We start from the raw sequence: 20013 nt of genomic DNA, 5'->3' as shown, positions 1-20013 counted from the left end.
GATGAGCCTCGACAACCGGCCGGTCTATACGGGCGGCTGCCAGTGCGGCGCGGTCCGCTTCCGCGTCGAGGGCGCGCTCGGCGACGCCTCGGTCTGTCACTGCCGCATGTGCCAGAAGGCGAGCGGCAATTTCTATCTGCCGCTGGTCTCGGTGCGCGGCGCCAGGCTCGACTGGACGCGCGGCGAGCCGAAGCGGTTCCGCTCTTCCAGCGCCGCCTGGCGTGGCTTCTGCGCCGATTGCGGCACACCGCTGACCTTCGAGGCGCCGGATGGCGTGGCGCTTGCGATCGCCGCCTTCGACGATCCGGCAGAGATCGCACCCACCATCCAATGGGGCGTCGAAGCGAAGCTTCCTTACGTCGACGGCATCTCGAAACTGCCGTCCGAGGAGACGATGGGCGATGTCTCGTCGGCGCCTTACCTCGCCGAGCTCGTCTCCTATCAGCATCCCGATCACGACACCGACCAATGGCCGCCGGAGGAAAAACCATGACCGACCAGGTTCGAACAGGCGGCTGCCAGTGCGGCGCCGTGCGCTTCCGCATCAAGGGCAAGGTCGGACGCCCGTCCATCTGCCACTGCCGTATGTGCCAGAAACAATTCGGCAATTTCTTCGGCGCGCTGGTGACGGTGCCGAAGGACGGCGTCGAATGGACCCATGAGGAGCCGAGCTATTTCCAGTCCTCGGTCAACATCGACCGCGGCTTCTGCCGACGCTGCGGCACGCCGCTGACCTACCGCCAGCCGGGCGCGCTGGAGATTGCCATCGGCGCCTTCGACGACCGGTCGGATCTGGCACCGCAGATCCAGGTCAATTACGCGGTCCGGCTGCCCTGGGTCGAAAAGATCTTCGAAGCGCCGGTCCATGACGACCCCGACTACTACCGACGGCAGGAGCAGATCATCTCCTTCCAGCATCCCGACCACGAGACGGCCAACTGGCCGCAGCAGGGCTTGAAACTATGACGATCCACAGCAGTTCCTTGCGTACGCTCTATCCGGAGATCGAGCCGTTCGAGAGCGGCATGCTCGATGTCGGCGATGGTCACACCATTTACTGGGAGCGCTGCGGCACCAAGGGCGCCAAGCCCGCCGTGTTCCTGCATGGCGGTCCGGGCGGCACGATCTCGCCGAAACATCGGCGGCTGTTCGACCCGAAGCTCTACGACGTCATCCTGTTCGACCAGCGCGGCTGCGGGAAGTCGATGCCCAACGCCTCGCTCGAAGCCAACACCACATGGCATCTCGTCGCCGACATCGAGCGCCTGCGCGAGATGGCGGGCTTCGCCAAATGGCTGGTGTTCGGCGGCTCCTGGGGCTCGACGCTGGCGCTGGCCTATTCCGAGACCCATCCCGAGCGCGTCAGCGAGCTGGTCGTGCGCGGCATCTATACGCTGACCCGCGCCGAGCTCGAATGGTACTACCAGTTCGGCGTCTCGGAAATGTTCCCCGACAAGTGGGAGCGCTTCCTGGCGCCGATCCCGCAAGCCGAGCGCGGCGACATGATGGCCGCCTATCGCAAGCGGCTGGTGAGCACGGACCGTAAGGCACAGGTCGAGGCGGCCCTTGCCTGGAGCCTTTGGGAAGGCGAGACGATCACGCTTCTGCCGGAGCCTGAGACCAGCGTGCCGTTTGGCCAGGACGACTATGCGGTGGCCTTCGCCCGCATCGAGAACCATTACTTCGTCCATGCCGGCTGGCTGGAGGAGGGGCAGCTGCTGCGCGACGCCTGGAAGCTCAAGGACATTCCCGGCACCATCGTCCACGGCCGTTACGACATGCCATGCCCGGCGCGCTATGCTTGGGCGTTGCACAAGGCCTGGCCGAAGGCGGATTTCCACCTCATCGAAGGCGCCGGCCATGCTTATTCGGAGCCAGGGATTCTCGACCGGTTGATCCGGGCGACGGATGGGTTTGCGGGGAAAATCTAGTCGATGTACGGCGTTTCGTCCCACCCCCTCTGGCCTGCCCGTCCTCCGCAGCAGCTGCGCTGCAGCTGCGGAGGGTGGACCGGGCATCTCCCCCGCAAGGGGGAAGATTGGATGTCGCCATCGCTTTCGCCAATCGCCAACGTTGCAGGACGAACGCCGTCGGCAAAGCTGCCGATCTCCCCCCTTGCGGGGGAGATGTCCGGCAGGACAGAGGGGGGTGCTCAAGCGCCTTGCCATCATGAAAAAGCAAAGATTGTTCCTCTTCGACACCACGCTGCGCGACGGCCAGCAGACGCCGGGCATCGACTTTTCCGTCGAGGACAAGATCGCGATCGCGAAACTGCTCGACGAGTTCGGCCTCGACTATGTCGAGGGCGGCTATCCGGGCGCGAATCCGACCGACACCGCCTTCTTCCGGCAGAAGCGGACGGAAAGCGCGAAATTCGTCGCCTTTGGCATGACCAAGCGGGCAGGAGTCTCGGCTTCCAACGATCCGGGGCTGGCAGCGCTGGTGCAGTCGAAGTCCGACGCCATCTGCTTCGTCGCCAAGAGCTGGGACTACCATGTGCGCGTCGCGCTCGGCTGCACGAATGAGGAGAACCTGGAATCGATCAAGACCTCGGTCGAGACGGCGGTCGCCGCCGGCAAGGAGGCGATGGTCGACTGCGAGCATTTCTTCGACGGCTTCAAGGCCAATCCCGAATACGCGCTGGCCTGCGCCAAGACCGCCTATGCTGCCGGCGCACGCTGGGTGGTGCTGTGCGACACCAATGGCGGCACGCAGCCCTCGGAAGTGAGCGCCATCGTCGAGAAGGTCATCGCCGGCGGGATCCCAGGCGACCATCTCGGCATCCATGCGCACGACGACACCGGCCAGGCGGTGGCCAATTCCCTTGCCGCCGTCGAGGCCGGCGTGCGCCAGATCCAGGGCACGCTGAACGGCATCGGCGAGCGCTGCGGCAACGCCAACCTGATCTCCATCGTGCCGACGCTTGCGCTGAAGCCGGCCTTCGCCGACCGCTTCGAGACCGGCATCTCGGTCGAAGCGCTGACCGGAATATGCAGGCTTTCCCGTGCTTTCGACGAATTGCTGAACCGGGCGCCGGAACCGCAGGCGCCCTATGTCGGCTCCTCCGCCTTCGCCACCAAGGCCGGCATCCATGCCTCGGCGTTGGCCAAGGAGCCGGCGACCTACGAGCATGTAGAGCCGCAAGCCGTCGGCAACCGCCGCCGCGTCATGGTCTCCGACCAGGGCGGCAAGGCCAATTTCCTCGCCGAGCTGAAACGGCGCGGCATCGAGGTGCCGAAGGACGATCACCGGCTCGACGCGCTGATCGCCGTCGTCAAGGAGCGTGAGGCCGAGGGCTACGCGTACGAAGGCGCCGATGCCTCCTTCGAGCTCCTGGCGCGCAAGATGCTGCACAGCCTGCCGGAGTTCTTCACCGTCACCTCCTTCCGCTGCATGGTCGAGCGCCGCTTCGACGCCAACGGCAATCTGAAGACCGTCTCCGAGGCGATCGTGAAGGTGATGGTCGACGGCGAGGAGAAGATGTCGGTGGCCGAGGGCCACGGGCCGGTCAACGCGCTCGACATCGCGCTGCGCAAGGACCTCGGCAAATACCAGAGCGAGATCGCCGATCTCGAGCTCGCCGACTTCAAGGTGCGTATCCTCAACGGCGGCACCGAGGCCATCACCCGCGTTCTGGTCGAATCTCACGATTCCACCGGAGCCCGCTGGTGGACGGTCGGCGTCTCGGAAAACATCATCGACGCCTCTTTCCAGGCGCTGATGGATTCGATCGTCTACAAGCTGATGAAGAACCGCGAGATGGCGGGGCTGGTGGCGGCGGAGTAGGGCTCCTTTCCTCGCCCCCGCAAAGCCAGGGCAATCGCATATGGTGGCGCCAGCCCCCCACTCCGTCTCGGCTTCGCCGAGCCACCTCTCCCCCACGTTCGTGGGGGAGAGGAAACGCCAACCGACGAGGTTGCGGCCTTGAAAGGCTTGGGTTTCCTCTCCCCATGGACATGGGGGAGAGGTGGCCGCGTAGCGGCCGGAGTGGGGGGCTGGCGCCACTTATTCGATTACCCTGCCCGCAAAGCGGGGGCGAGGAAACAACGTCTCGTCCCCTTGAACCATCACCAAAAGTCCATTGATCCATCACAACTTTGCGATGGTCATCAGCATGTGCCTGGGCCATAGCGTTGGGCCATGGTCACCGCAACAGCCGATCTCGATCAAGACGCCAAGGCCCGCCGCGGCTTCCTCCTGGCGCTTGGCGCCTATTTCCTGTGGGGGCTCTTACCCTTCTACATGAAGGCGGTGGCGCATCTGCCGCTCGCCGAGGTGATTGCCAATCGCGTCGTCTGGTCGGTGCCGATCGCCGCATGCGTGCTGGTCTGGGCCGGCCGCACGGCCGATTTCAAGGCGGCGATCCGCTCGCCCCGCAGCATCGCCATGGCGGCGCTGACGGCGGTGCTGATCTCGATCAACTGGGGCATCTATGTCTGGGCGATCGCGGTCGACCGCACCGTCGAGACCGCGCTCGGCTATTACATCAACCCGCTGGTCAGCGTCGTGGTCGGTGCCGTGCTGCTCGGCGAGAAGCTCGACCGCCTGCAGATCGCCGCGGTGGCGCTGGCGGCGATCGCGGTCGCCGTGCTCACTGTCGAGGCCGGCAAGTTGCCCTGGGTGTCGCTGGCGCTCGCCTTCTCCTTCGCCGCCTACGGCTTCTTCCGCAAGACGCTGCCGATCGGCCCGAGCCAGGGTTTCCTGCTCGAAGTGCTGCTGCTCTCGGTGCCGGCGCTCTGCTACATCGCCTACCTGATTGCCACCGGCCAGGATCATGTCATCTCCAGCACCGCGAAAGACACCGCGCTGTTGATCGGCTGCGGCCCGATTACGGCGGTGCCGCTTCTGCTCTTCGCCTTCGGCGCCAGGCTGCTGCGCCTCTCCACCATCGGCATCATGCAATATATCGCGCCGACCATGGTGTTCCTGATCGCCGTGCTGATCTTCGACGAACCATTCGGCACGATCCAGGCCATCGCCTTCGCCCTGATCTGGACGGCGCTGGCCATGTACAGCTGGTCGATGTTCAAGGGCCGCGAGGCCAGGCCGGCGGCACCAGCGACAAGGTAAGCATTGCCAGGAAAGTGCAAGACGGTTTCCGTCCGGAATTGCGTCAAACTAGACAGCAATTCCAGGAAAAGTGTGAGCGGTTTTCCGTCCGGAATTGCGTAAACAGGAAGGACAGGCATCCGATGTACGTGCTGCATATCGGCAACAAGAACTATTCGTCCTGGTCGCTGCGGCCGTGGGTGCTGATGCGCGCCCTCGATATTCCCTTCGAGGAGCGGCTGACGCCGTTCCCGACCGGATCGAGTTTCAGCCTCTTCCGGTCGTTCTCGCCCAATGGCCGCGTGCCCTGCCTGGTCGACGACGGCTGGGACGGCTGGGCGGTCTGGGATTCGCTCGCCATCGTCGAATATCTGGCCGAGCGCCATCAGGGCGTCTGGCCGGACGATGCGAAAGCGCGCGCCTGGGCGCGTTCGGCCGCGGCTGAGATGCATTCGAGCTTCACCGCGCTGCGCAACCTCTGCCCGATGAGTTGCGGCGTGCGCGTCGTATCGTTGCCGATGTCCAATGCGTTGAAACATGATCTCTTCCGCCTCGACGACCTTTGGAACGACGGCCTCGCCCGTTTCGGCGGACCGTTCCTCGCCGGCGACCGGTTCACCGCGGTCGACGCCTTCTTCGCCCCGGTAGCCTTCAGGGCGCAGTCCTATGGCCTGGCCTTCGAGGGCGCCGCCGCTGCCTATCCCAAGCGGTTGCTCAACCTACCGGCAATGCGCGAATGGTATGCGGCTGGCCTCGCCGAGACATGGCGCGAGCCGGACCACGAAGCCGAGGTCAATGCCACAGGAACGATTGTCGAGGATCTGCGCGCGACTGCCTAGTTGTTGTTTTTCGCAATTCCGGACGGGAGTCCGGCATTCGCCCTCAAACCCGCCCCAGCCGCCGCACGATCATGTAGACGATGCCGGCGATAATGACCGATATCGCCGTCACCACCCAAAAACCCATCGGCGTGCCGACCAGCGGCAGCCCACCGACATTCATGCCGAACAGGCCCGAGATGATGGTCATCGGCAACAGCACCGCCGTCATGACGGAGAGGATGTAGAGCAGCTGGTTCGACTGCTCCGTCAGCTTCGCCATCAGCTCGTCCTGCAGGAGCCTGGTTCGCGCCTGCAATTGCTCGCCGTCGTGATGCAGCGTGTGCGCCCGGTGCGAGAGGCGTGTGGCCATGTCGTTGATCGGGTCCGGCAGGTCGTCGCGGTGCGAATGGTCGAGATGGCGGAAGAGGTTGCTGAGCGTCGCCATCTGGCGGTGGATAATCACCAGATGGCGGCGCGCGTCGACCAGGGCCTGTCGTTCGCTATGCCAGGCGTCGCAGACGATGCGGTCCTCGATGCCGTCGAGCGTGTCGCCCATCTTGTCGAGCGCGCCCGCCATGCCGTCGAGCGACTGGCCCATCACCGCCTCGATCAGCTCGGCCGGCGAACGGAATTTACGTGTGCCGCCTTCCACTGCCTTTCGGATCTTGTCGACCGACTCCAGCGGCTGCTTGCGGGCGCCGATCAGCATCGTCTCGTTGAAGGCGAAGCGGAAATGCGTGAGCCCGCGCGCCTCGGCGAAGTCGTGCCTGAGGTCGGGGAGGTCGCCATAGAGGAAATCATCCTCGAAATCGATGTGGCAGCCGTGGCTGGGTGACAGGAACGCCTCGCGCACCGGCGCCGGCAGCGCCTGCTCGGCGCCGATCTCCTTACGGGCGCGCATGTCCGTGATCTGATAGCTGCGCCACGTCCAGCGTGCCTCGGCCGGGTCCTTGGTGCGCAGGCCCTCGGCGGTGAAATGATAGATGAAGAACAGACCGTGCTCGTCGGGCAAATAGGGCGAGAGGTCGGTGCCTTCGTTGGGGACAGCGATGTTCATGGCGGCTTCGCCGGCTCTTGATGCGGTCGGGGTCGCGGGGGCGGCCGGGTGAAGCTTCTAGCACGGGCGCCCCTGCATTCGTGTGACAGTTCGGTGACTGCGGGCGTGCGCCGGCCGACGGTCCTTCCGTGGCGAGATTCCGCGCTTCTCAAAAAATTCTTCGTCCATCCGGGAATAAAGCCCGGGCTTTCCGGGTCTTGCTGTGTAGCGGGGCGGACCTTGGGGCCGGACGTCGCCAGCCCCGGAGGAATGCTACTTCCAGGAAACCACCGCTATACGCAGTCACTAGAGGAGACTTCTGATGTTCAAAATGTCACGCCGCATGGTGCTCGGATCCGCCGCCGCCGCGGCCGCCTTCGGCATTGCCGGCAAGCTGGAATTCGCGCCTGCCGCTCACGCCGAAACCCCGGTCGAGCCGCTGGTCGGTTTCTACAAATACAAGGTGGGCCCGCTCGAGGTCACCGCCGTCTATGACGGCATCTGGCGCAAGCCGCACGATCCGGCCTTCATCAAGGACGTCTCTGTCGACGACACCAAGGCCGCACTCGCTAAGGCTGGGCTCACCACCGACTTTATGCCGATCCCGCTGACCGTCGTGGTGCTCACCATGAACGGCCGCACCATCATGATGGATGCCGGCTCCGGCGTCGGCCAGTGGCAGGCCAACGCCACGCATCTGCCGGCCAACATGAAAGCCGCCGGCATCGACTACAAGGCGATCGACACTGTTCTGATCTCGCATTTCCACCCCGATCATGTCTGGGGCCTGATGGATAAGGGCACCAACGCGCCGGTGTTCCCGAATGCCGAGCTGATCGTCAACGCCGCCGAATACAACTGGTGGACCGATCCCAGCCGGGTCGCCAAGCTTCCCGAAGGCCGCAAGCCGGCGGGCAAGCGCATCGCCGAAAACTTCCCGAAATGGAAGAACTGGAAGCTGGTGGACGATGGCGCGGAAGTAGTGCCCGGCATCCGCATCATGGCCGCGCCCGGCCATACGCCCGGCCACTCGGTCTACCATGTCGACGCCGGCTCCGAGCAGTTCCTCGTCTCGGCCGACACAATGTATGTGCCGGCGCTGCTCGCCCCGCATCCCGAATGGCAGGGCGCCTACGACCAGGACGGGCCGATGGCGATCGCCACGCGCCACAAGATTATCGACCAGGTGATTGCCGACAATGTCCGCATCTGCGGCTCGCACTTCCCGTTCCCGGGCACAGGCAGCTTCGTCAAGGACGGCAACGCCTACGCCTTCACCCCAACGCAGATCTGACCGGTCTCCGGATTTGAATCTCATTCTGAACAGAAAGCGACAACGCCAATGAAATATGCACTTTTCGCGGTGCTCGGCGCCATTGCGGTGCTGACCGCGGCCCCGATCGCCATTGCCGTGCCGGCCTATGCCGTGGACGACATCGAAGGCGCCGACGCGCCCGACCTGACGGCCGTGAAGGCCAAGATCGACGCCAAGGACTATCAAAGCGCGCTGGCCGACCTGCGCGACCTTGCGCAGGACACCCAGCAGGCCGACGTCTACAATCTGCTCGGCTTCACGCTGCGCAAGACCGGCGACTACCAGACCTCGCTCACCTACTACAGCAAGGCGCTGGAGCTTAAGCCCGACCACAAGGCCGCCCACGAATATCTCGGCGAGCTCTATGTCGAGACCGGCGACATGGCCAAGGCCAACGAGCAGCTCGCCTCGCTGCAGAAACTCTGCCCGGCCGGCTGCGAGGAGCTTTCCGACCTTAGGCAGGCCATCGACACCAAGGTGACGAAGTAGGGCGTTGGGCGCCGTTCCTCGCCCGGACGAGTGCCGCGAAGTGGCCGGCGACAGGGCATTCGAGAAGTGCAGACATCGCCAATGTATGCGCCGCCCCTCATCCGCCTGCCGGCGCCTTCTCCCCGTATAGTGACGGGGAGAAGGAGGCTAGTCGCGACCTCGGCGCCTTTCCTGCCACGTTTGCGATTGGCGAAACCGTCGATGAGAGCGCCCCTCTCCCCGTCACTATACGCGGAGAGGATGCCGGCAGGCAGGTGAGGGGCAGCGCGACGCTTGGGGAAAGTCGCCTTGCCCTAGTGAGGATTCTATTGGAGCCGACCATGACACCGACCGAACTCATCGAGAAGCTTCATGCCAGGGACGTGGCCCTGCTTGCCGGCCGCCTGCTTCTGTCCCTGATCTTCGTGCATGAAGGGCTTGAGCTTGCGACCCATTTCGAGGGCGCTCAGAAGGCGATGGCCGCGCTCGGCGTCGGCACGCCGCTGCTTATTGCCACCATCGCGCTGCAGCTCGGCGCGGGCCTGTCTGTCGCGCTCGGCATCCTTGCGCGGCTCGGCGCTGTGGCGCTCGGCCTTTTCTGCCTGATGACGGCAAGCCTCTTCCACACCAACTTCGCCAGCCAGAACGAATTGCTGCATTTCGAGAAGGATCTCGCGATCGCCGGCGGCATGTTCATCCTGGCGCTCAGCGGCTCCGGCAGGTTTTCACTGAATAGAGCGCTGGGGCGATTCGTAAAGAGCAGGGCGGGCGAAGGCGCCAAGGTCGAAGCCATCGAGCCACATCCTTCAGTCGGCGAGACGAGCCTGCCGGTTTGAGGGGCGCCACTCACAGCACGCTGGTGATCCCGCCATCCACCAGCAGTGTCTGTCCGGTAACGAAGCTCGCGGCGTCCGAAGCCAGGAATACCGCGGCGCCGGCGAGTTCCTCGACATCGCCCCAGCGCCGCATTGGGGTGCGGCCGGTCAGCCAGCCGGAGAATGTCTCGTCGGCGACGAGGGCCGCGTTGAGCTCGGTCTTGAAATAGCCAGGCGCGATCGCGTTGACGCGCACACCGTGCTGGCCCCATTCGCCGGCCATCGACTTGGTCAGCATGGTGATCGCGCCCTTGCTCGCCGCGTAGGGCGCGATCGAGGGGCGGGCGAGCACGCTCTGCACCGAGGAGACGTTGATGATGACGCCTTTGCGGCGCTCAATCATGCCCTTCACCGTGGCGCGGCTCACCTTGAACACGCCGTCGAGGTTCGTGGCCATCAGCGCGTCCCAGTCGGCGTCGCTGAACGTCTCCAGCGGCGCGCGGCGCTGGACGCCGGCATTGTTGACCAGGATGTCGATCGGGCCGGTGCCGGCTTCCGCCGCCGCGACCGCGCTGTCGATCGACTGCGTGTCGGTGACGTCGATCATCGACTCTGCGATTGCGTAACCCTCGGCGCGCAGGCGGTCGCCGGCGGCCCTCAGCTCTTCGGCCTTGCGGCCGCCGAGCGTGACCCGCGCGCCGGCGCCGGCAAGCGCCTCGGCGAAGGCGAGCCCCAGCCCGCGGCTGGCGCCGGTGATGAAGGCATGCCTGCCCTCGAGGCTGAACAGGCGGCCGAGATAGTCAGTCGAACGCAATTTGCACCTTCATCGATTGTCGCCGGCGATCTCGCCGACCGTCAGCAACGTGCCGCGTGGCGCGATGAAGTGCAAGGTGCTCCTCCATGGGTCGCGCCGGCGGAGTGAGAGTGTTCATGTCCCCGCGATGCGCCGGTGCACGCGGCCCAGGCTTTCCGCGAAGGTATCGAACAGCCCGCGCTCGGTAAGCTCCCGAAGCACCTGCTCGTTGATGCCGCCGCGCGTCGCGTAGTCCTGCGAGAGATGCATGAAACCTTCGTCCGGCGCGGCATCGGGCGCGTTGGCCAGCGCCTTGTAGATGCTGGTGATGTAGTCGCGTGCCTTGTCGTTGGAAACACCCTGGCTGCGCACCCAGCTGTGGATCGTGTCCAGATATTTGAAATAGCTGGCGTAGGTCGCAGTGACGACCGTCAGCGCGTCGAACTCGCTTTGATCTTCGACCTCGATGACGCCGCCCAGCCTGGCGAAGAACGCCGCCACGATCGGATTCGGCGGGCAGATGATGGTCGAGCCCTGCAGGCGGGCGATCATCGGCATCGGTAGGGCCTTGCTGACATGCGTTGCAGGCCCGACGAGCGCGGCGATCTCCTCGCGCGACACGGTGGCGATCAGGCTGACGACGTGATGGTCCTTCCGGAACCGCAATTCCCCCAGCACCTCGCGCGCGATCTGCGGACGCACCGCCAACATGACGGTGTCGCATTGGTCGAGCACGGCTTGGTTGTCGGCGGCAATGAACACATCCGCAAAACGCGCAGCGAGGTCGGCGGCGACCGCCTCGTTGCGCGGCGAGACCACGACCGCCGTCTGTTCGTCAGGCAGCGATTTCAATCCGGTGACGATGGCCGAGCTCAGCGCGCCTGTGCCGATAAAGCCGAGTTTCATTGACCTCTCCGAAAATGGCGGTTCAAGGAAGATCCTCTCGCTCTAGGCCAGGGCGCAACAAACTGGCAAGATGGCCTATGTTTCTGCCAACCGCGATTTGGGCGCGACGGTTACGCAATGACTTTGCTTCAATTCGCAGTCACCGGCGAACAAATCTCAAACGAAGAGACCGGAGAGGTCATCCGCGAAGCGGAACCGCACCGCGGCCTGGTGCGCTATCGCCGCGACGGCGGTGAGCTGTTCATTCATACGCGGGTGAATATGGCGCTTCTGCGCGCCGCCGCTTCGCTTCCGATCCTGCTCCTGAAGATCACCCCGCGCGCAAACGAATTGACGCCGCGCGACGCTCTGCTGACGCCAAAAGGATCGGCTCGGAACTACGCCTTCCTAGAAAGGCTTTGCGCGGATCTGGCAACCGCTGGCTGCCCTGCCTGCTACGTAGCGGAACAACATGGCGAGGGGCGCCGCGATTTTTACTTCACGACGGAAGACGTGGCCGGCTTCGAGCAGATAGCCCGCGCGGCCGCCGAGGCATTGGTCTTTCCGATCGCCTTCGAGCAGCATTCGCTTGCGGAGATGGCGCCGCTCATTCTTCCTGCCGAGGCGATTGGCGATCTCAACCTGGAAATCGCCCCGGAGGCCTGTATTCGCCTGACGCGCTTCGAGTTCTGGGGCGCGGAGCCTGCACTGAAAAAGCTGTGCGCCGAGCTCGAAAAGCGCGGCTACCGCTTCCTCAGCTTCGAGGCGTTCTCCCGTGAATTGCGCATGGCAAAGAACGTGCCGATCGACGGAGAAGGGTTCGGAGCGGTGCTGAAGGAAATCGTACCTTTGGCGCGGTCGCTGCAATGCAGCTATTGCGGCACCGAGACCGTCGAAGGGCGGGACCAGTTCCTGCTCGCCCGACCTCTGCCGGAGCGCTACACCGGCGCCTCGCGAGGCGGCTTTTTTAGTCGCATCTTCGGTCGCTCGTAGGTGCTGCCGGGTGCCCGGCAGCACCTATCTCCGTGCCGGTCTCAGCGCTTCGGGCCGAAACCGGGGTAGGGGCTGAGCGGCACGATTGCGGCGATGTCCATCATGCCGGCCTCGACCAGCGGCAGGGTGGCGAGATGCCCGCGCACCTCTTGTCGTCGGTTGCCTCGAACATCATGCCGCTGCCGGGAACGTCGCCGCGGTTCCAGACCTGGCGCACCGCGCCTTGCGCGTAAAGCGTGCGCCGCTGCTCGGCCTCGCCTGGCAGCAGCGGCGCGAAATCGGCGTCGCTGAACTTTTCGGTGTTCCGGGTGAGAAGGGCAAAGAACTGCATGGCGGTCTCCTTCGTGGGTGGTTGATGCGGGAGATATCGCGCCGTCTGATCAGACTGTCAAAGACTGATTAGGCTAAAGTTAAGACCTTAAAGGACTTGATGTCGAGGAGGCGAAAAATGCTCGATCTGCGCCAGATAAGATATTTCGTCGCCGTCGCCGAGGCCGGCAATGTCGGCCGCGCCGCCGAGCAGCTGCACATCTCGCAATCGCCCTTGAGCCGGCAGATCATGCAGCTCGAGGAGCAGCTTGGCGTCACGCTCTTCGAGCGGGCGAAGCAGCGTGTCCATCTCAACGCCGAGGGCAGGGCCTTCCTTGCCGAGGCCCGCGCGCTGCTCGCCAATGCCGCCCGACTGGAGGATCTCGGCCGCAATCTTGCCAGCGGCGCCGCTGGCAGCCTCGCCATCGGCTATGTCGAGGGAGCGGTACATGCCGGGCTGGTCGCCGACATGCTGCGCGAATTCCGCCGTGAGCGGCCGGATTTCCATCTGCAGCTTAGGAGTCGGCGCACAGCGGCGCAGTTCGAGGATCTGCGAAGCCGAGCGCTCGATCTCGGCTTCGTCTATGCGCCGGCACCGAAGGGCGATCCGGACCTGGACAGCATACTGGTGCGGCGCGAGCCGCTGGTGCTGGCGATCCCCGAGGGCGATCCGCTTGCCGGTGTCGCCGACATCCGGCCCGGCCATCTCGACGGCCGCGTCTGGATCACCGTGGTGCGCCAGCCCGACGACACCAACCGCGCGCAGTTCCTGGCGGCTTGCGTCGAGGCCGGCTTCGTTCCCGACATCGCCTATGAGACGGCCGATCCCTTGACCTCGCTCGGCCTGGTCAGCGCCGGCCTCGGCCTCGCGACGGTGCAGCAGAGCCTGCAAAGCGCCGCGCCGCCGGGCATCGTTTTCCGCGATCTTCCCTGGTTCAAGCGCAGTGTTGAGATCCATCTCGCCTGGCGGCGCAATGACCGGAGGGCGGTGATTGGGGATTTGAGGAAGGCAGTGAGTAGTGAGTAGTGAGTAGTGGACAGATATCGGTCCGCGCGATCCAGCGCTTCACTATTCACTATTCACTATTCACTCACATCTTATCTATCACCGCCTGCACACCCTCCGTCGGCGCATCCACCGACGAGCCCGCCACCATGATGGCGGCGACGATGGCCTCGGGGTCGTTGACGACCAGCGGCTTCACTCTATGTGCGGTGTGGATGAAGCCTTCGTCCGACATGTGCTCGATCAGCACCAGCATCGGATCCCAGAAGCCTTTGATGTTGGCGAAGACGATCGGCTTGCGGTGGTGGCCGAGCTGCGCCCAGGTCATGATCTCGACGATCTCCTCGACCGTGCCGATGCCGCCAGGCAGGGCCACAAAGGCGTCGGATTTCTCGAACATCCTGTGCTTGCGCTCGTGCATGTTGTCGGTGATCAACAGCTCGTCGAGCTTGTCGAGAGCGCTCTCGGTCGCTTCCCGGTTGATCAGGAAGCGCGGGATGATGCCGGTCACCTTGCCGCCGGCCTTGAGCGCGCCTTCGGCGACAGCGCCCATGATCCCCTTGGTGCCGCCGCCATATATCAGGCGCAGACCGGATTTCGCCAGCGAGCGGCCGAGCAGGTGTCCGGCCTTGATATAGGCCTCGTCGCGGCCCGGAGACGAGCCGCAATAGACGCAGACGGATCGAATCGTGTTCATGGCGATGATTGGTGATAGGGACGGTCTGCGCGGTCAAGCCCAAGGGCGGGCTTTTTCTTGTCGGACTCGGCAAAACACGCTAGACCGGCGTTAGGTGGCTAAGGGGGCACTAAAAGATTATGGCTATCAATCCTTCCAAGGCGTTTTTGTTCGCGGCGGGCGGCTTTGCCGTCGTCGCGGCGGTCGCCTACGGGTCGGGCGCGCTCGACCCTTACGTCAACGACCAGAAACCGGCGCAGGTCGCTGCACTTCCGCAAGCCGACACGAAGCCGGCTGAATCCTCGAGCACATCCACCGAGGCGCGCTTGCCGCAGACGCAAGCCCCGGCCGACACGATGGCGCCCGCGAACAACACGATGGCGCCGGCCAATAAGATGGCGCCCGCCAACAACGCGATGGCACCGGCCAACAAGGCGACGGCCCCCGCGGCATCCGCGCCGGCCGCTCAGGCACCCGCCGCCGGTCCGGTATTGCCGACCTTCGATGTCGTGCGCGTCGAAGGCAACGGGGCGATCGTCGTCGCCGGCAGTGCCGCGCCCAACGCCAAGGTCGAGATCCTGAACGGCGGCACGGTGCTCGGCTCGACCGATGCCGGTCCCGACGGCGCCTTCGCCATAGTGCTCGACGATCCGCTGAAGCCCGGCGACTACACGATCACGCTGCGCGCCACCGCCGACGGCGTCGCGGTCGCCTCGGCGCAGACCGCCGTCGTCTCGGTGCCGCAGAGCCCGACCGGCCAGGTGCTGGCGATGGTCGAGGAGCCGGGCAAGCCGTCCGAATTGCTCACCGTGCCGCAGCCGGAAGCCAAGCCGGCCGCACCAGCCGCCGCTGACCAGCCTGCCGCTCAGGCGCCGGCCGCAACCGCCCCGGCGACGTCCAAAACCGAGGCGGCGCCCGCAGTGACTGCTCCGGCCGCCGGCGACCAGACTGCCGCCCCTGAAACGCAGAACCCTGCCGCCGCAGCAGGCGAGCCCAAGATCGCCGTCGAGGCGGTCGAGATCGACGGCAGCAAGATCTTCGTCGCCGGCACCGCCGATCCCGGCCGCAAGGTGCGCGCCTATGCCGACGACATCCTGCTCGGCGAGGCCAAGACTTCGCCCGACGGGCATTTCCTGATCGAGGCGAAACGCGACATCCCTGTCGGCAATTACACCATCCATGTCGACGGCCTTGCCGACGACGGCGTGAAGGTCGTCGCCCGCGCCGCCGTGCCGTTCGAACGCGAGCCCGGCGAGTCGATCGCCGCCGTCGCGCCGAACGAGACCAAACCGGCTGGAACCAAGCTCACGCAGGTCCAGGGTGCCGGGTCTCTGGCCGGGCAGGCCAAGCCCGCCGAGAGTGCGGCACCCTCCGCAACCGCGGAAGCGGCGAAGCCCGCCACGACGCCGGCCGCCGAGGCGCCGGCCAATGTCGCGGAAGCGAAGCCATCGGCCGATGTGCCGGAGACGGTCGCACCGAAGCTCGAACATACCGAAGGCTCGGTCATCATCCGCCGCAAGGATACGCTTTGGCGCATCTCACGCCGGGTCTATGGCCATGGCACTCGCTTCTCGACCATCTATCTCGCCAACCAGGACCAGATCCGCGATCCGAACCGCATCTGGCCCGGCCAGGTCTTCAAGCTTCCCGGCAAGTCGAAGGAAGGCGAGCCGGCCGACATGAAGGCCATGGGCGACCAGATGACCACGCCGAAGGCGGAGTAGGAGCGAGGCGGTTGAGCGCGTAATCTCCCCCCTTGAGGGGGAGATGGCCGGTCCACCCTCCGCAGCTGCAGCGCAGCTGCTGCGGAGGACGGGCAGGCCAGAGGGGGTCGCTGCGCGTGAAGCGCCGACCTCCTGCGCGACGAAGAGGGCGTTGGCGATTTACGCGAGACGACCCCCTCTGTCGCCTTCGGCGACATCTCCCCCTCGAGGGGGAGATTGCCCGTGCTACCCATCCGCCTAGCTTGCTCTCGCATCGTCCATCGTCTATCGCCGATGGACGATGATCGAATCCCCATCCGACAACCGCGCTCCCGACAGCCGCACGATCGCCGCGCGGTTTGCCGCACTTTCGCATCCGGCGCGCATCGAGATCCTGAAGCACCTCTCGGCGAGCCGCTGTTGTTCCTGCCGTGAGGTTGTCGACCATTTCGACCTGGCGCAATCCACCGTTTCGCAGCATCTGAAGATCCTGGTCGAGGCCGGGCTGGTCCGCTTCGAGCCCGACCGGCAGCGCTCGCGCTATGCGGTCGACCATGCCGCGCTGGCCGGCGTGTCCGCCTCGCTCGCCGCGCTCGTCAACTCCTGCTGCCGCTGACCCTCTCACCCAAAAGGCAAGACTAGTGGCCGACAAGACCGTCTCCGCCGAATCCGGCACCCTCACCACACTGCGCAACCTGTGGCCCTATATGTGGCCCGCCGACCGCGCCGACTTGAGAGCCCGCGTCACCTGGGCGACACTTCTCCTGGTCGTTGCCAAGGTCACGCTGGTCGCCGGTCCCTATTTCTTCAAATGGGCGACCGACGCGTTGGCCCACGGCTCCAAGACCCCGCCGCCGCTGCCCGCCTTCATGCTCGCGCCGGTGATGCTGGTCATCGCTTACAATGTGCTGAGGCTGGTCCAGCTCGGCTTCAACCAGCTGCGCGACGCGCTGTTTGCCCGCGTCGGCCAATATGCGGTGCGCCAGCTCGCCTTCCGCACCTTCGTCCACATGCATCAGCTGTCGCTGCGCTTCCATCTCGAGCGCCGCACCGGCGGCCTGTCGCGCATCATCGAGCGCGGCACCAAGGGCATCGAGACGATCGTGCGCTTCGTCATGCTGAACACGGCGCCGACCATCCTCGAGTTCGCGCTGACGGCCGGCATCTTCGCCTACACTTATGGCTGGAAATATGTGGCCGTGGTGGCGATCACCGTGTGGATCTATGTCTGGTTCACGGTCAAAGCCAGCGACTGGCGAATCTCGATCCGCCGCGACATGAACGACAGCGACACCGACGCCAACACCAAGGCGATCGACTCGCTTCTGAACTTCGAGACGGTCAAATATTTCACCAACGAGCGCATGGAGGCCGAGCGCTTCGACCGCTCGATGGCGCGCTATGAAACGGCCGCGACGAAAACCTGGACCTCGCTCGGCTGGCTGAACTTCGGCCAGGGCCTCATCTTCGGCCTCGGCACCGTCATCGTCATGTGCATGTCGGCGCTGGAGGTGCAGGCGGGCACGCAGTCGGTCGGCGATTTCGTCTTCATCAACGCCATGCTGATGCAGCTTTCCGTGCCGCTCAACTTCATCGGCTTCATCTACCGCGAAATCCGGCAAGGCCTGACCGATATCGAGCACATGTTCGACCTGCTCGACGTGCCCCAGGAGATCGTCGACAAGCCGGATGCCAGGCCGCTGAAGGTCGGCCCTGGCAAGGTCGAGTTCCGCGACGTGCACTTCTCCTACGATCCGAACCGCAAGATCCTGAAGGGCGTGTCCTTCGAGGTGCCGGCAGGCAAGACGGTGGCGATCGTCGGCCCCTCCGGCGCCGGCAAGTCGACCATTTCGCGGCTTTTGTTCCGCTTCTACGACGTGCAGGGCGGCCAGGTGCTGATCGACGGACAGGACATCCGCGATGTGACACAGGCGAGCCTGCGCGCCGTGCTCGGCATGGTGCCGCAGGACACGGTGCTCTTCAACGACACCATCGCCTACAACATCCGCTACGGCCGCGTCGGCGCCAGCGAGGAGGAGGTGCGAAAGGCGGCCGAGCTTGCCCAGATCGGGCCGTTCATCGCCAAGCTTCCCGAGGGCTATCGCTCGATGGTCGGCGAGCGCGGGCTGAAACTGTCGGGCGGCGAGAAGCAGCGCGTGGCGATCGCCCGCACCATCCTCAAGGCGCCGCCGATCCTGATGCTCGACGAGGCGACCTCGGCGCTGGACACCCAGACCGAGCAGGAGATCCAGGCGGCGCTCGACGTCGTCAGCAAGGGCCGCACCACCATCGTCATCGCCCACCGGCTGTCGACGGTGATCTCGGCCGACGAGATCATCGTGCTGAAAGATGGCCAGATCGCCGAGCGCGGCACGCATGCCGCGCTCTTGCGCAAGCAGGGCCTCTACGCCTCGATGTGGGACCGCCAGCGCGAAGCGACCGAAGCCGAGGAGCGGCTGCGCATCGCCCGCGAGGCCGACGAGCTTGGTGTGATTGTGAGGAGAAGGACGTCGGAGGTGAGCTAGCGCCTCTTCCTTCTCCCCTTGTGGGAGAAGGTGGCCTCGCGAAGCGAGGTCGGATGAGGGGTGCTCCAGCTTGGCGATACGTTGGAAATCGCCGCAGCCTCATTCCTTCCAACACCCCTCATCCGTCTCGGCGCTGCGCGCCGATCCACCTTCTCCCACAAGGGGAGAAGGGAAGGCCGGCGCCAAATTCCCCTTGACCTCAACCTAGCTTGAGCTTGCAAACCGTCTTCGAGCCCCTGCGAAGCAAACCTTCCAAGAACGGAGACAGATCGAAATGAGCAATCAAAATCAACGCGATGGCAGCGTCTTCCGGGTCGACAAGTTCGTCGTCCCGGCGGCAGCGCGCGACGAGATCCTCGGCAAGGTCCGTATGACGCATGAACTGCTGCGTCAGCAGGAAGGCTTCGTGCAGGATTTCCTGCTCGAGCAGTTCTCCGGTCCGGGCGAGTTCAACATCGTCACCATGGTCGAGTGGGAAAGCCAGGCGGCAGTCGACAAGGTGGTGTCGATCGTCAAGGCAGCCCACGAGCGCATCGCCTTCAACCCTCAGGAAACGATCGCCCGCCTCGGCGTCAAGGCCGACATCGCCAACTATCAGCGCGTGCCGGAATTGTAGGACGGCCATCCCGCCCCAGGCGAGGAAACAGCGGCGCTCAGCACCTGACCGGTGCGGGCGTCGCTCACCATGTTCTCGAAGCCGCGCCATTCGGCGGCGGCGATGAACAGCGTTCTGCCACCGGCTCCGCCCAGCATGCAGGCAAAGCAGCCGCGGTCGGCCTCGACCCGGTCGAGCTTCGCGCCGCCCTCGCGCACCTTGACGCAATGCCGATTGGGCACGTCGGCATACCAGACGCAGCCTTCGGCATCGATGCAGATGCCGTCGGGATAATCATTGCCGAGATCGGCCCAGACGCGCCGGTTGGATAGATCGCCGTCATCGCCAATGTCGAAGGCAGTCAGCCGCCTGGCGTGGGATTCGGCGACGATCAGCGTCTTGTTGTCCGGCGTCACCGCCATGCCGTTGGCGAAGGCAATATTCTCGGCGACCTGCCGGACCGCGCCGTCCTGCATGATCAGCACGATGGTGCCCGGTCCGAAATGCTCGCCCGGTGCAGGGGCTGGCCCGCCACCGTTGACATAGACATTGCCGCGACCATCGACGACGATCTCGTTCCACGGGTTTTTCGACAGATGCCTGAGATCGGCATGGGTCACGAGCGTTCCGTCTGCCTCCTGCCTGAGCAGAACACCCTCCCGTCCGGAGACGACGAGCAGCCGCCCGTCGGGCAGCCAGTCGATCGAATAGGGCAGGACTGCCGGCACCGTGAGCATGACCTCACTCTTGCCGTCTTCGTTCACGGCGACGACCTCGCCGGTGCCCCAGTTGCAGAGCCAAAGCCGGCCGTCATGCCAGCGCAGGGATTCGCCGAAGGCTAGGCCCTTTGTGATGACTTTGGCGTTCCCGGTGGCGGATCTCGGAGATGGCATTGGTTGTGGCTCCTTGGTTGGGGCTGTCGTGCCAAGGACGGGCGAGGAGGCTGCTTTCCGACAGTTTCGCAGAAAAGTCACCGTTGCGATCCTTCGCGCCACCGCCGGGAGGCGCTCGCCCCAACCCGGAG

21 protein-coding genes are annotated in these 20013 nt (G+C 65.0%); 15 read left to right on the top strand and 6 right to left on the bottom strand.

The window, feature by feature from the left end:
• The first annotated feature begins 1 nt into the window (after position 1).
• The 6 genes from EJ071_RS30600 (at position 2) to EJ071_RS30575 (ending at position 5888) form a co-directional block, all read left to right on the top strand.
• Complete coding sequence (locus EJ071_RS30600) at positions 2 to 493, top strand: GFA family protein (RefSeq protein WP_126101184.1); 492 nt, start codon at positions 2 to 4, stop codon at positions 491 to 493.
• Positions 490 to 966, top strand: coding sequence for a GFA family protein (locus EJ071_RS30595; RefSeq protein WP_126101183.1), 477 nt, complete (start codon positions 490 to 492; stop codon positions 964 to 966). The genes EJ071_RS30600 and EJ071_RS30595 overlap by 4 nt, the downstream gene beginning before the upstream one ends.
• Positions 963 to 1931, top strand: coding sequence for a prolyl aminopeptidase (gene pip, locus EJ071_RS30590; protein ID WP_126101182.1), 969 nt, complete (start codon positions 963 to 965; stop codon positions 1929 to 1931). Before EJ071_RS30595 ends, pip begins: the two co-directional genes overlap by 4 nt.
• Positions 1932 to 2169: 238 nt before the next feature.
• The gene (cimA, locus tag EJ071_RS30585) at positions 2170 to 3786 is read left to right on the top strand and encodes a citramalate synthase (RefSeq protein ID WP_126102784.1); all 1617 of its coding nucleotides are present in this window, start codon (positions 2170 to 2172) and stop codon (positions 3784 to 3786) included.
• A 354-nt stretch (positions 3787 to 4140) separates the two neighbouring features.
• A complete protein-coding gene (gene rarD / locus EJ071_RS30580) occupies positions 4141 to 5070 on the top strand; it encodes an EamA family transporter RarD (protein WP_126101181.1) in 930 nt (309 codons plus the stop codon).
• A gap of 122 nt (positions 5071 to 5192) precedes the next feature.
• The gene (locus EJ071_RS30575; RefSeq protein ID WP_126101180.1) at positions 5193 to 5888 is read left to right on the top strand and encodes a glutathione S-transferase family protein; all 696 of its coding nucleotides are present in this window, start codon (positions 5193 to 5195) and stop codon (positions 5886 to 5888) included.
• Between the two features lie 43 nt (positions 5889 to 5931).
• On the opposite strand, the gene EJ071_RS30570 is transcribed toward EJ071_RS30575, so the two are convergent.
• Positions 5932 to 6927 (bottom strand): transporter, encoded by a 996-nt coding sequence (locus EJ071_RS30570; RefSeq protein WP_126101179.1) that lies wholly within the window; start codon positions 6925 to 6927, stop codon positions 5932 to 5934.
• A gap of 301 nt (positions 6928 to 7228) precedes the next feature.
• On the opposite strand from EJ071_RS30570, the gene EJ071_RS30565 reads away from it, so the two are divergent.
• The 3 genes from EJ071_RS30565 to EJ071_RS30555 all read left to right on the top strand — a co-directional run bounded on the left by EJ071_RS30565 (position 7229) and on the right by EJ071_RS30555 (position 9525).
• Positions 7229 to 8200, top strand: coding sequence for an MBL fold metallo-hydrolase (locus tag EJ071_RS30565; RefSeq protein ID WP_126101178.1), 972 nt, complete (start codon positions 7229 to 7231; stop codon positions 8198 to 8200).
• Positions 8201 to 8248: 48 nt separating this feature from the next.
• The gene (locus tag EJ071_RS30560; RefSeq protein ID WP_126101177.1) at positions 8249 to 8710 is read left to right on the top strand and encodes a tetratricopeptide repeat protein; all 462 of its coding nucleotides are present in this window, start codon (positions 8249 to 8251) and stop codon (positions 8708 to 8710) included.
• A gap of 320 nt (positions 8711 to 9030) precedes the next feature.
• A complete protein-coding gene (locus EJ071_RS30555; RefSeq protein ID WP_126101176.1) occupies positions 9031 to 9525 on the top strand; it encodes a DoxX family protein in 495 nt (164 codons plus the stop codon).
• A 10-nt stretch (positions 9526 to 9535) separates the two neighbouring features.
• Here the strand turns inward: EJ071_RS30555 and EJ071_RS30550 are convergent, their stop codons facing one another.
• Together EJ071_RS30550 and EJ071_RS30545 are read right to left on the bottom strand one after the other, a co-directional pair.
• Positions 9536 to 10318, bottom strand: coding sequence for a glucose 1-dehydrogenase (locus EJ071_RS30550; RefSeq protein WP_126101175.1), 783 nt, complete (start codon positions 10316 to 10318; stop codon positions 9536 to 9538).
• A 114-nt stretch (positions 10319 to 10432) separates the two neighbouring features.
• Positions 10433 to 11203: a pyrroline-5-carboxylate reductase gene (locus EJ071_RS30545; RefSeq protein ID WP_126101174.1), complete on the bottom strand. Its 771-nt coding sequence runs from the start codon at positions 11201 to 11203 to the stop codon at positions 10433 to 10435.
• A gap of 210 nt (positions 11204 to 11413) precedes the next feature.
• Here EJ071_RS30545 and EJ071_RS30540 point away from each other — a divergent pair, with 210 nt between their 5' ends.
• On the top strand, positions 11414 to 12175 hold the full coding sequence (locus tag EJ071_RS30540) for a hypothetical protein (RefSeq protein WP_126101173.1): 762 nt from the start codon (positions 11414 to 11416) through the stop codon (positions 12173 to 12175).
• Positions 12176 to 12275: 100 nt separating this feature from the next.
• Here EJ071_RS30540 and EJ071_RS30535 read toward each other — a convergent pair whose 3' ends face one another.
• Complete coding sequence (locus tag EJ071_RS30535; RefSeq protein ID WP_245460036.1) at positions 12276 to 12506, bottom strand: hypothetical protein; 231 nt, start codon at positions 12504 to 12506, stop codon at positions 12276 to 12278.
• Between the two features lie 117 nt (positions 12507 to 12623).
• On the opposite strand from EJ071_RS30535, the gene EJ071_RS30530 reads away from it, so the two are divergent.
• Complete coding sequence (locus EJ071_RS30530; RefSeq protein WP_126101172.1) at positions 12624 to 13511, top strand: LysR substrate-binding domain-containing protein; 888 nt, start codon at positions 12624 to 12626, stop codon at positions 13509 to 13511.
• A gap of 64 nt (positions 13512 to 13575) precedes the next feature.
• Here the strand turns inward: EJ071_RS30530 and EJ071_RS30525 are convergent, their stop codons facing one another.
• Positions 13576 to 14187 (bottom strand): TIGR00730 family Rossman fold protein, encoded by a 612-nt coding sequence (locus tag EJ071_RS30525; protein WP_126101171.1) that lies wholly within the window; start codon positions 14185 to 14187, stop codon positions 13576 to 13578.
• Positions 14188 to 14306: 119 nt separating this feature from the next.
• On the opposite strand from EJ071_RS30525, the gene EJ071_RS30520 reads away from it, so the two are divergent.
• The 4 genes from EJ071_RS30520 to EJ071_RS30505 all read left to right on the top strand — a co-directional run bounded on the left by EJ071_RS30520 (position 14307) and on the right by EJ071_RS30505 (position 19010).
• Entirely contained in the window at positions 14307 to 15890 is a 1584-nt protein-coding gene (locus EJ071_RS30520; protein WP_126101170.1) for a LysM peptidoglycan-binding domain-containing protein, read from the top strand.
• A 280-nt stretch (positions 15891 to 16170) separates the two neighbouring features.
• Positions 16171 to 16485 (top strand): metalloregulator ArsR/SmtB family transcription factor, encoded by a 315-nt coding sequence (locus tag EJ071_RS30515; protein WP_126101169.1) that lies wholly within the window; start codon positions 16171 to 16173, stop codon positions 16483 to 16485.
• 25 nt (positions 16486 to 16510) lie between these two features.
• Positions 16511 to 18394: an ABC transporter ATP-binding protein/permease gene (locus EJ071_RS30510; RefSeq protein WP_126101168.1), complete on the top strand. Its 1884-nt coding sequence runs from the start codon at positions 16511 to 16513 to the stop codon at positions 18392 to 18394.
• Positions 18395 to 18668: 274 nt separating this feature from the next.
• Positions 18669 to 19010, top strand: coding sequence for an antibiotic biosynthesis monooxygenase (locus EJ071_RS30505; RefSeq protein ID WP_126101167.1), 342 nt, complete (start codon positions 18669 to 18671; stop codon positions 19008 to 19010).
• On the opposite strand, the gene EJ071_RS30500 is transcribed toward EJ071_RS30505, so the two are convergent.
• Positions 18989 to 19882, bottom strand: coding sequence for an SMP-30/gluconolactonase/LRE family protein (locus tag EJ071_RS30500; RefSeq protein ID WP_126101166.1), 894 nt, complete (start codon positions 19880 to 19882; stop codon positions 18989 to 18991). The genes EJ071_RS30505 and EJ071_RS30500 overlap by 22 nt on opposite strands.
• Between the last annotated feature and the right edge of the window lie 131 nt (positions 19883 to 20013).

The organism is Mesorhizobium sp. M1B.F.Ca.ET.045.04.1.1, from assembly GCF_003952465.1.
In the GTDB taxonomy this organism is placed as follows: Bacteria; Pseudomonadota; Alphaproteobacteria; order Rhizobiales; family Rhizobiaceae; genus Mesorhizobium; species Mesorhizobium shonense.
Note: the sequence above shows the minus strand (reverse complement) of the source record. Positions and strands in the feature narration are given on the sequence as shown.

What these genes read in the sequence shown, in the direction of transcription:
- rarD (WP_126101181.1), top strand. Translation starts at nt 4,141, where the DNA reads ATGGTCACCGCAACAGCCGATCTCGATCAAGACGCCAAGGCCCGCCGC.
- EJ071_RS30530 (WP_126101172.1), top strand. Translation starts at nt 12,624, where the DNA reads ATGCTCGATCTGCGCCAGATAAGATATTTCGTCGCCGTCGCCGAGGCC.
- EJ071_RS30535 (WP_245460036.1), bottom strand. Translation starts at nt 12,506, where the DNA reads ATGCAGTTCTTTGCCCTTCTCACCCGGAACACCGAAAAGTTCAGCGAC.
- EJ071_RS30525 (WP_126101171.1), bottom strand. Translation starts at nt 14,187, where the DNA reads ATGAACACGATTCGATCCGTCTGCGTCTATTGCGGCTCGTCTCCGGGC.
- EJ071_RS30545 (WP_126101174.1), bottom strand. Translation starts at nt 11,203, where the DNA reads ATGAAACTCGGCTTTATCGGCACAGGCGCGCTGAGCTCGGCCATCGTC.
- EJ071_RS30505 (WP_126101167.1), top strand. Translation starts at nt 18,669, where the DNA reads ATGAGCAATCAAAATCAACGCGATGGCAGCGTCTTCCGGGTCGACAAG.
- EJ071_RS30515 (WP_126101169.1), top strand. Translation starts at nt 16,171, where the DNA reads ATGATCGAATCCCCATCCGACAACCGCGCTCCCGACAGCCGCACGATC.
- EJ071_RS30565 (WP_126101178.1), top strand. Translation starts at nt 7,229, where the DNA reads ATGTTCAAAATGTCACGCCGCATGGTGCTCGGATCCGCCGCCGCCGCG.
- EJ071_RS30500 (WP_126101166.1), bottom strand. Translation starts at nt 19,882, where the DNA reads ATGCCATCTCCGAGATCCGCCACCGGGAACGCCAAAGTCATCACAAAG.
- EJ071_RS30600 (WP_126101184.1), top strand. Translation starts at nt 2, where the DNA reads ATGAGCCTCGACAACCGGCCGGTCTATACGGGCGGCTGCCAGTGCGGC.
- EJ071_RS30555 (WP_126101176.1), top strand. Translation starts at nt 9,031, where the DNA reads ATGACACCGACCGAACTCATCGAGAAGCTTCATGCCAGGGACGTGGCC.
- EJ071_RS30560 (WP_126101177.1), top strand. Translation starts at nt 8,249, where the DNA reads ATGAAATATGCACTTTTCGCGGTGCTCGGCGCCATTGCGGTGCTGACC.
- cimA (WP_126102784.1), top strand. Translation starts at nt 2,170, where the DNA reads ATGAAAAAGCAAAGATTGTTCCTCTTCGACACCACGCTGCGCGACGGC.
- EJ071_RS30520 (WP_126101170.1), top strand. Translation starts at nt 14,307, where the DNA reads ATGGCTATCAATCCTTCCAAGGCGTTTTTGTTCGCGGCGGGCGGCTTT.
- EJ071_RS30575 (WP_126101180.1), top strand. Translation starts at nt 5,193, where the DNA reads ATGTACGTGCTGCATATCGGCAACAAGAACTATTCGTCCTGGTCGCTG.
- EJ071_RS30570 (WP_126101179.1), bottom strand. Translation starts at nt 6,927, where the DNA reads ATGAACATCGCTGTCCCCAACGAAGGCACCGACCTCTCGCCCTATTTG.
- EJ071_RS30595 (WP_126101183.1), top strand. Translation starts at nt 490, where the DNA reads ATGACCGACCAGGTTCGAACAGGCGGCTGCCAGTGCGGCGCCGTGCGC.
- pip (WP_126101182.1), top strand. Translation starts at nt 963, where the DNA reads ATGACGATCCACAGCAGTTCCTTGCGTACGCTCTATCCGGAGATCGAG.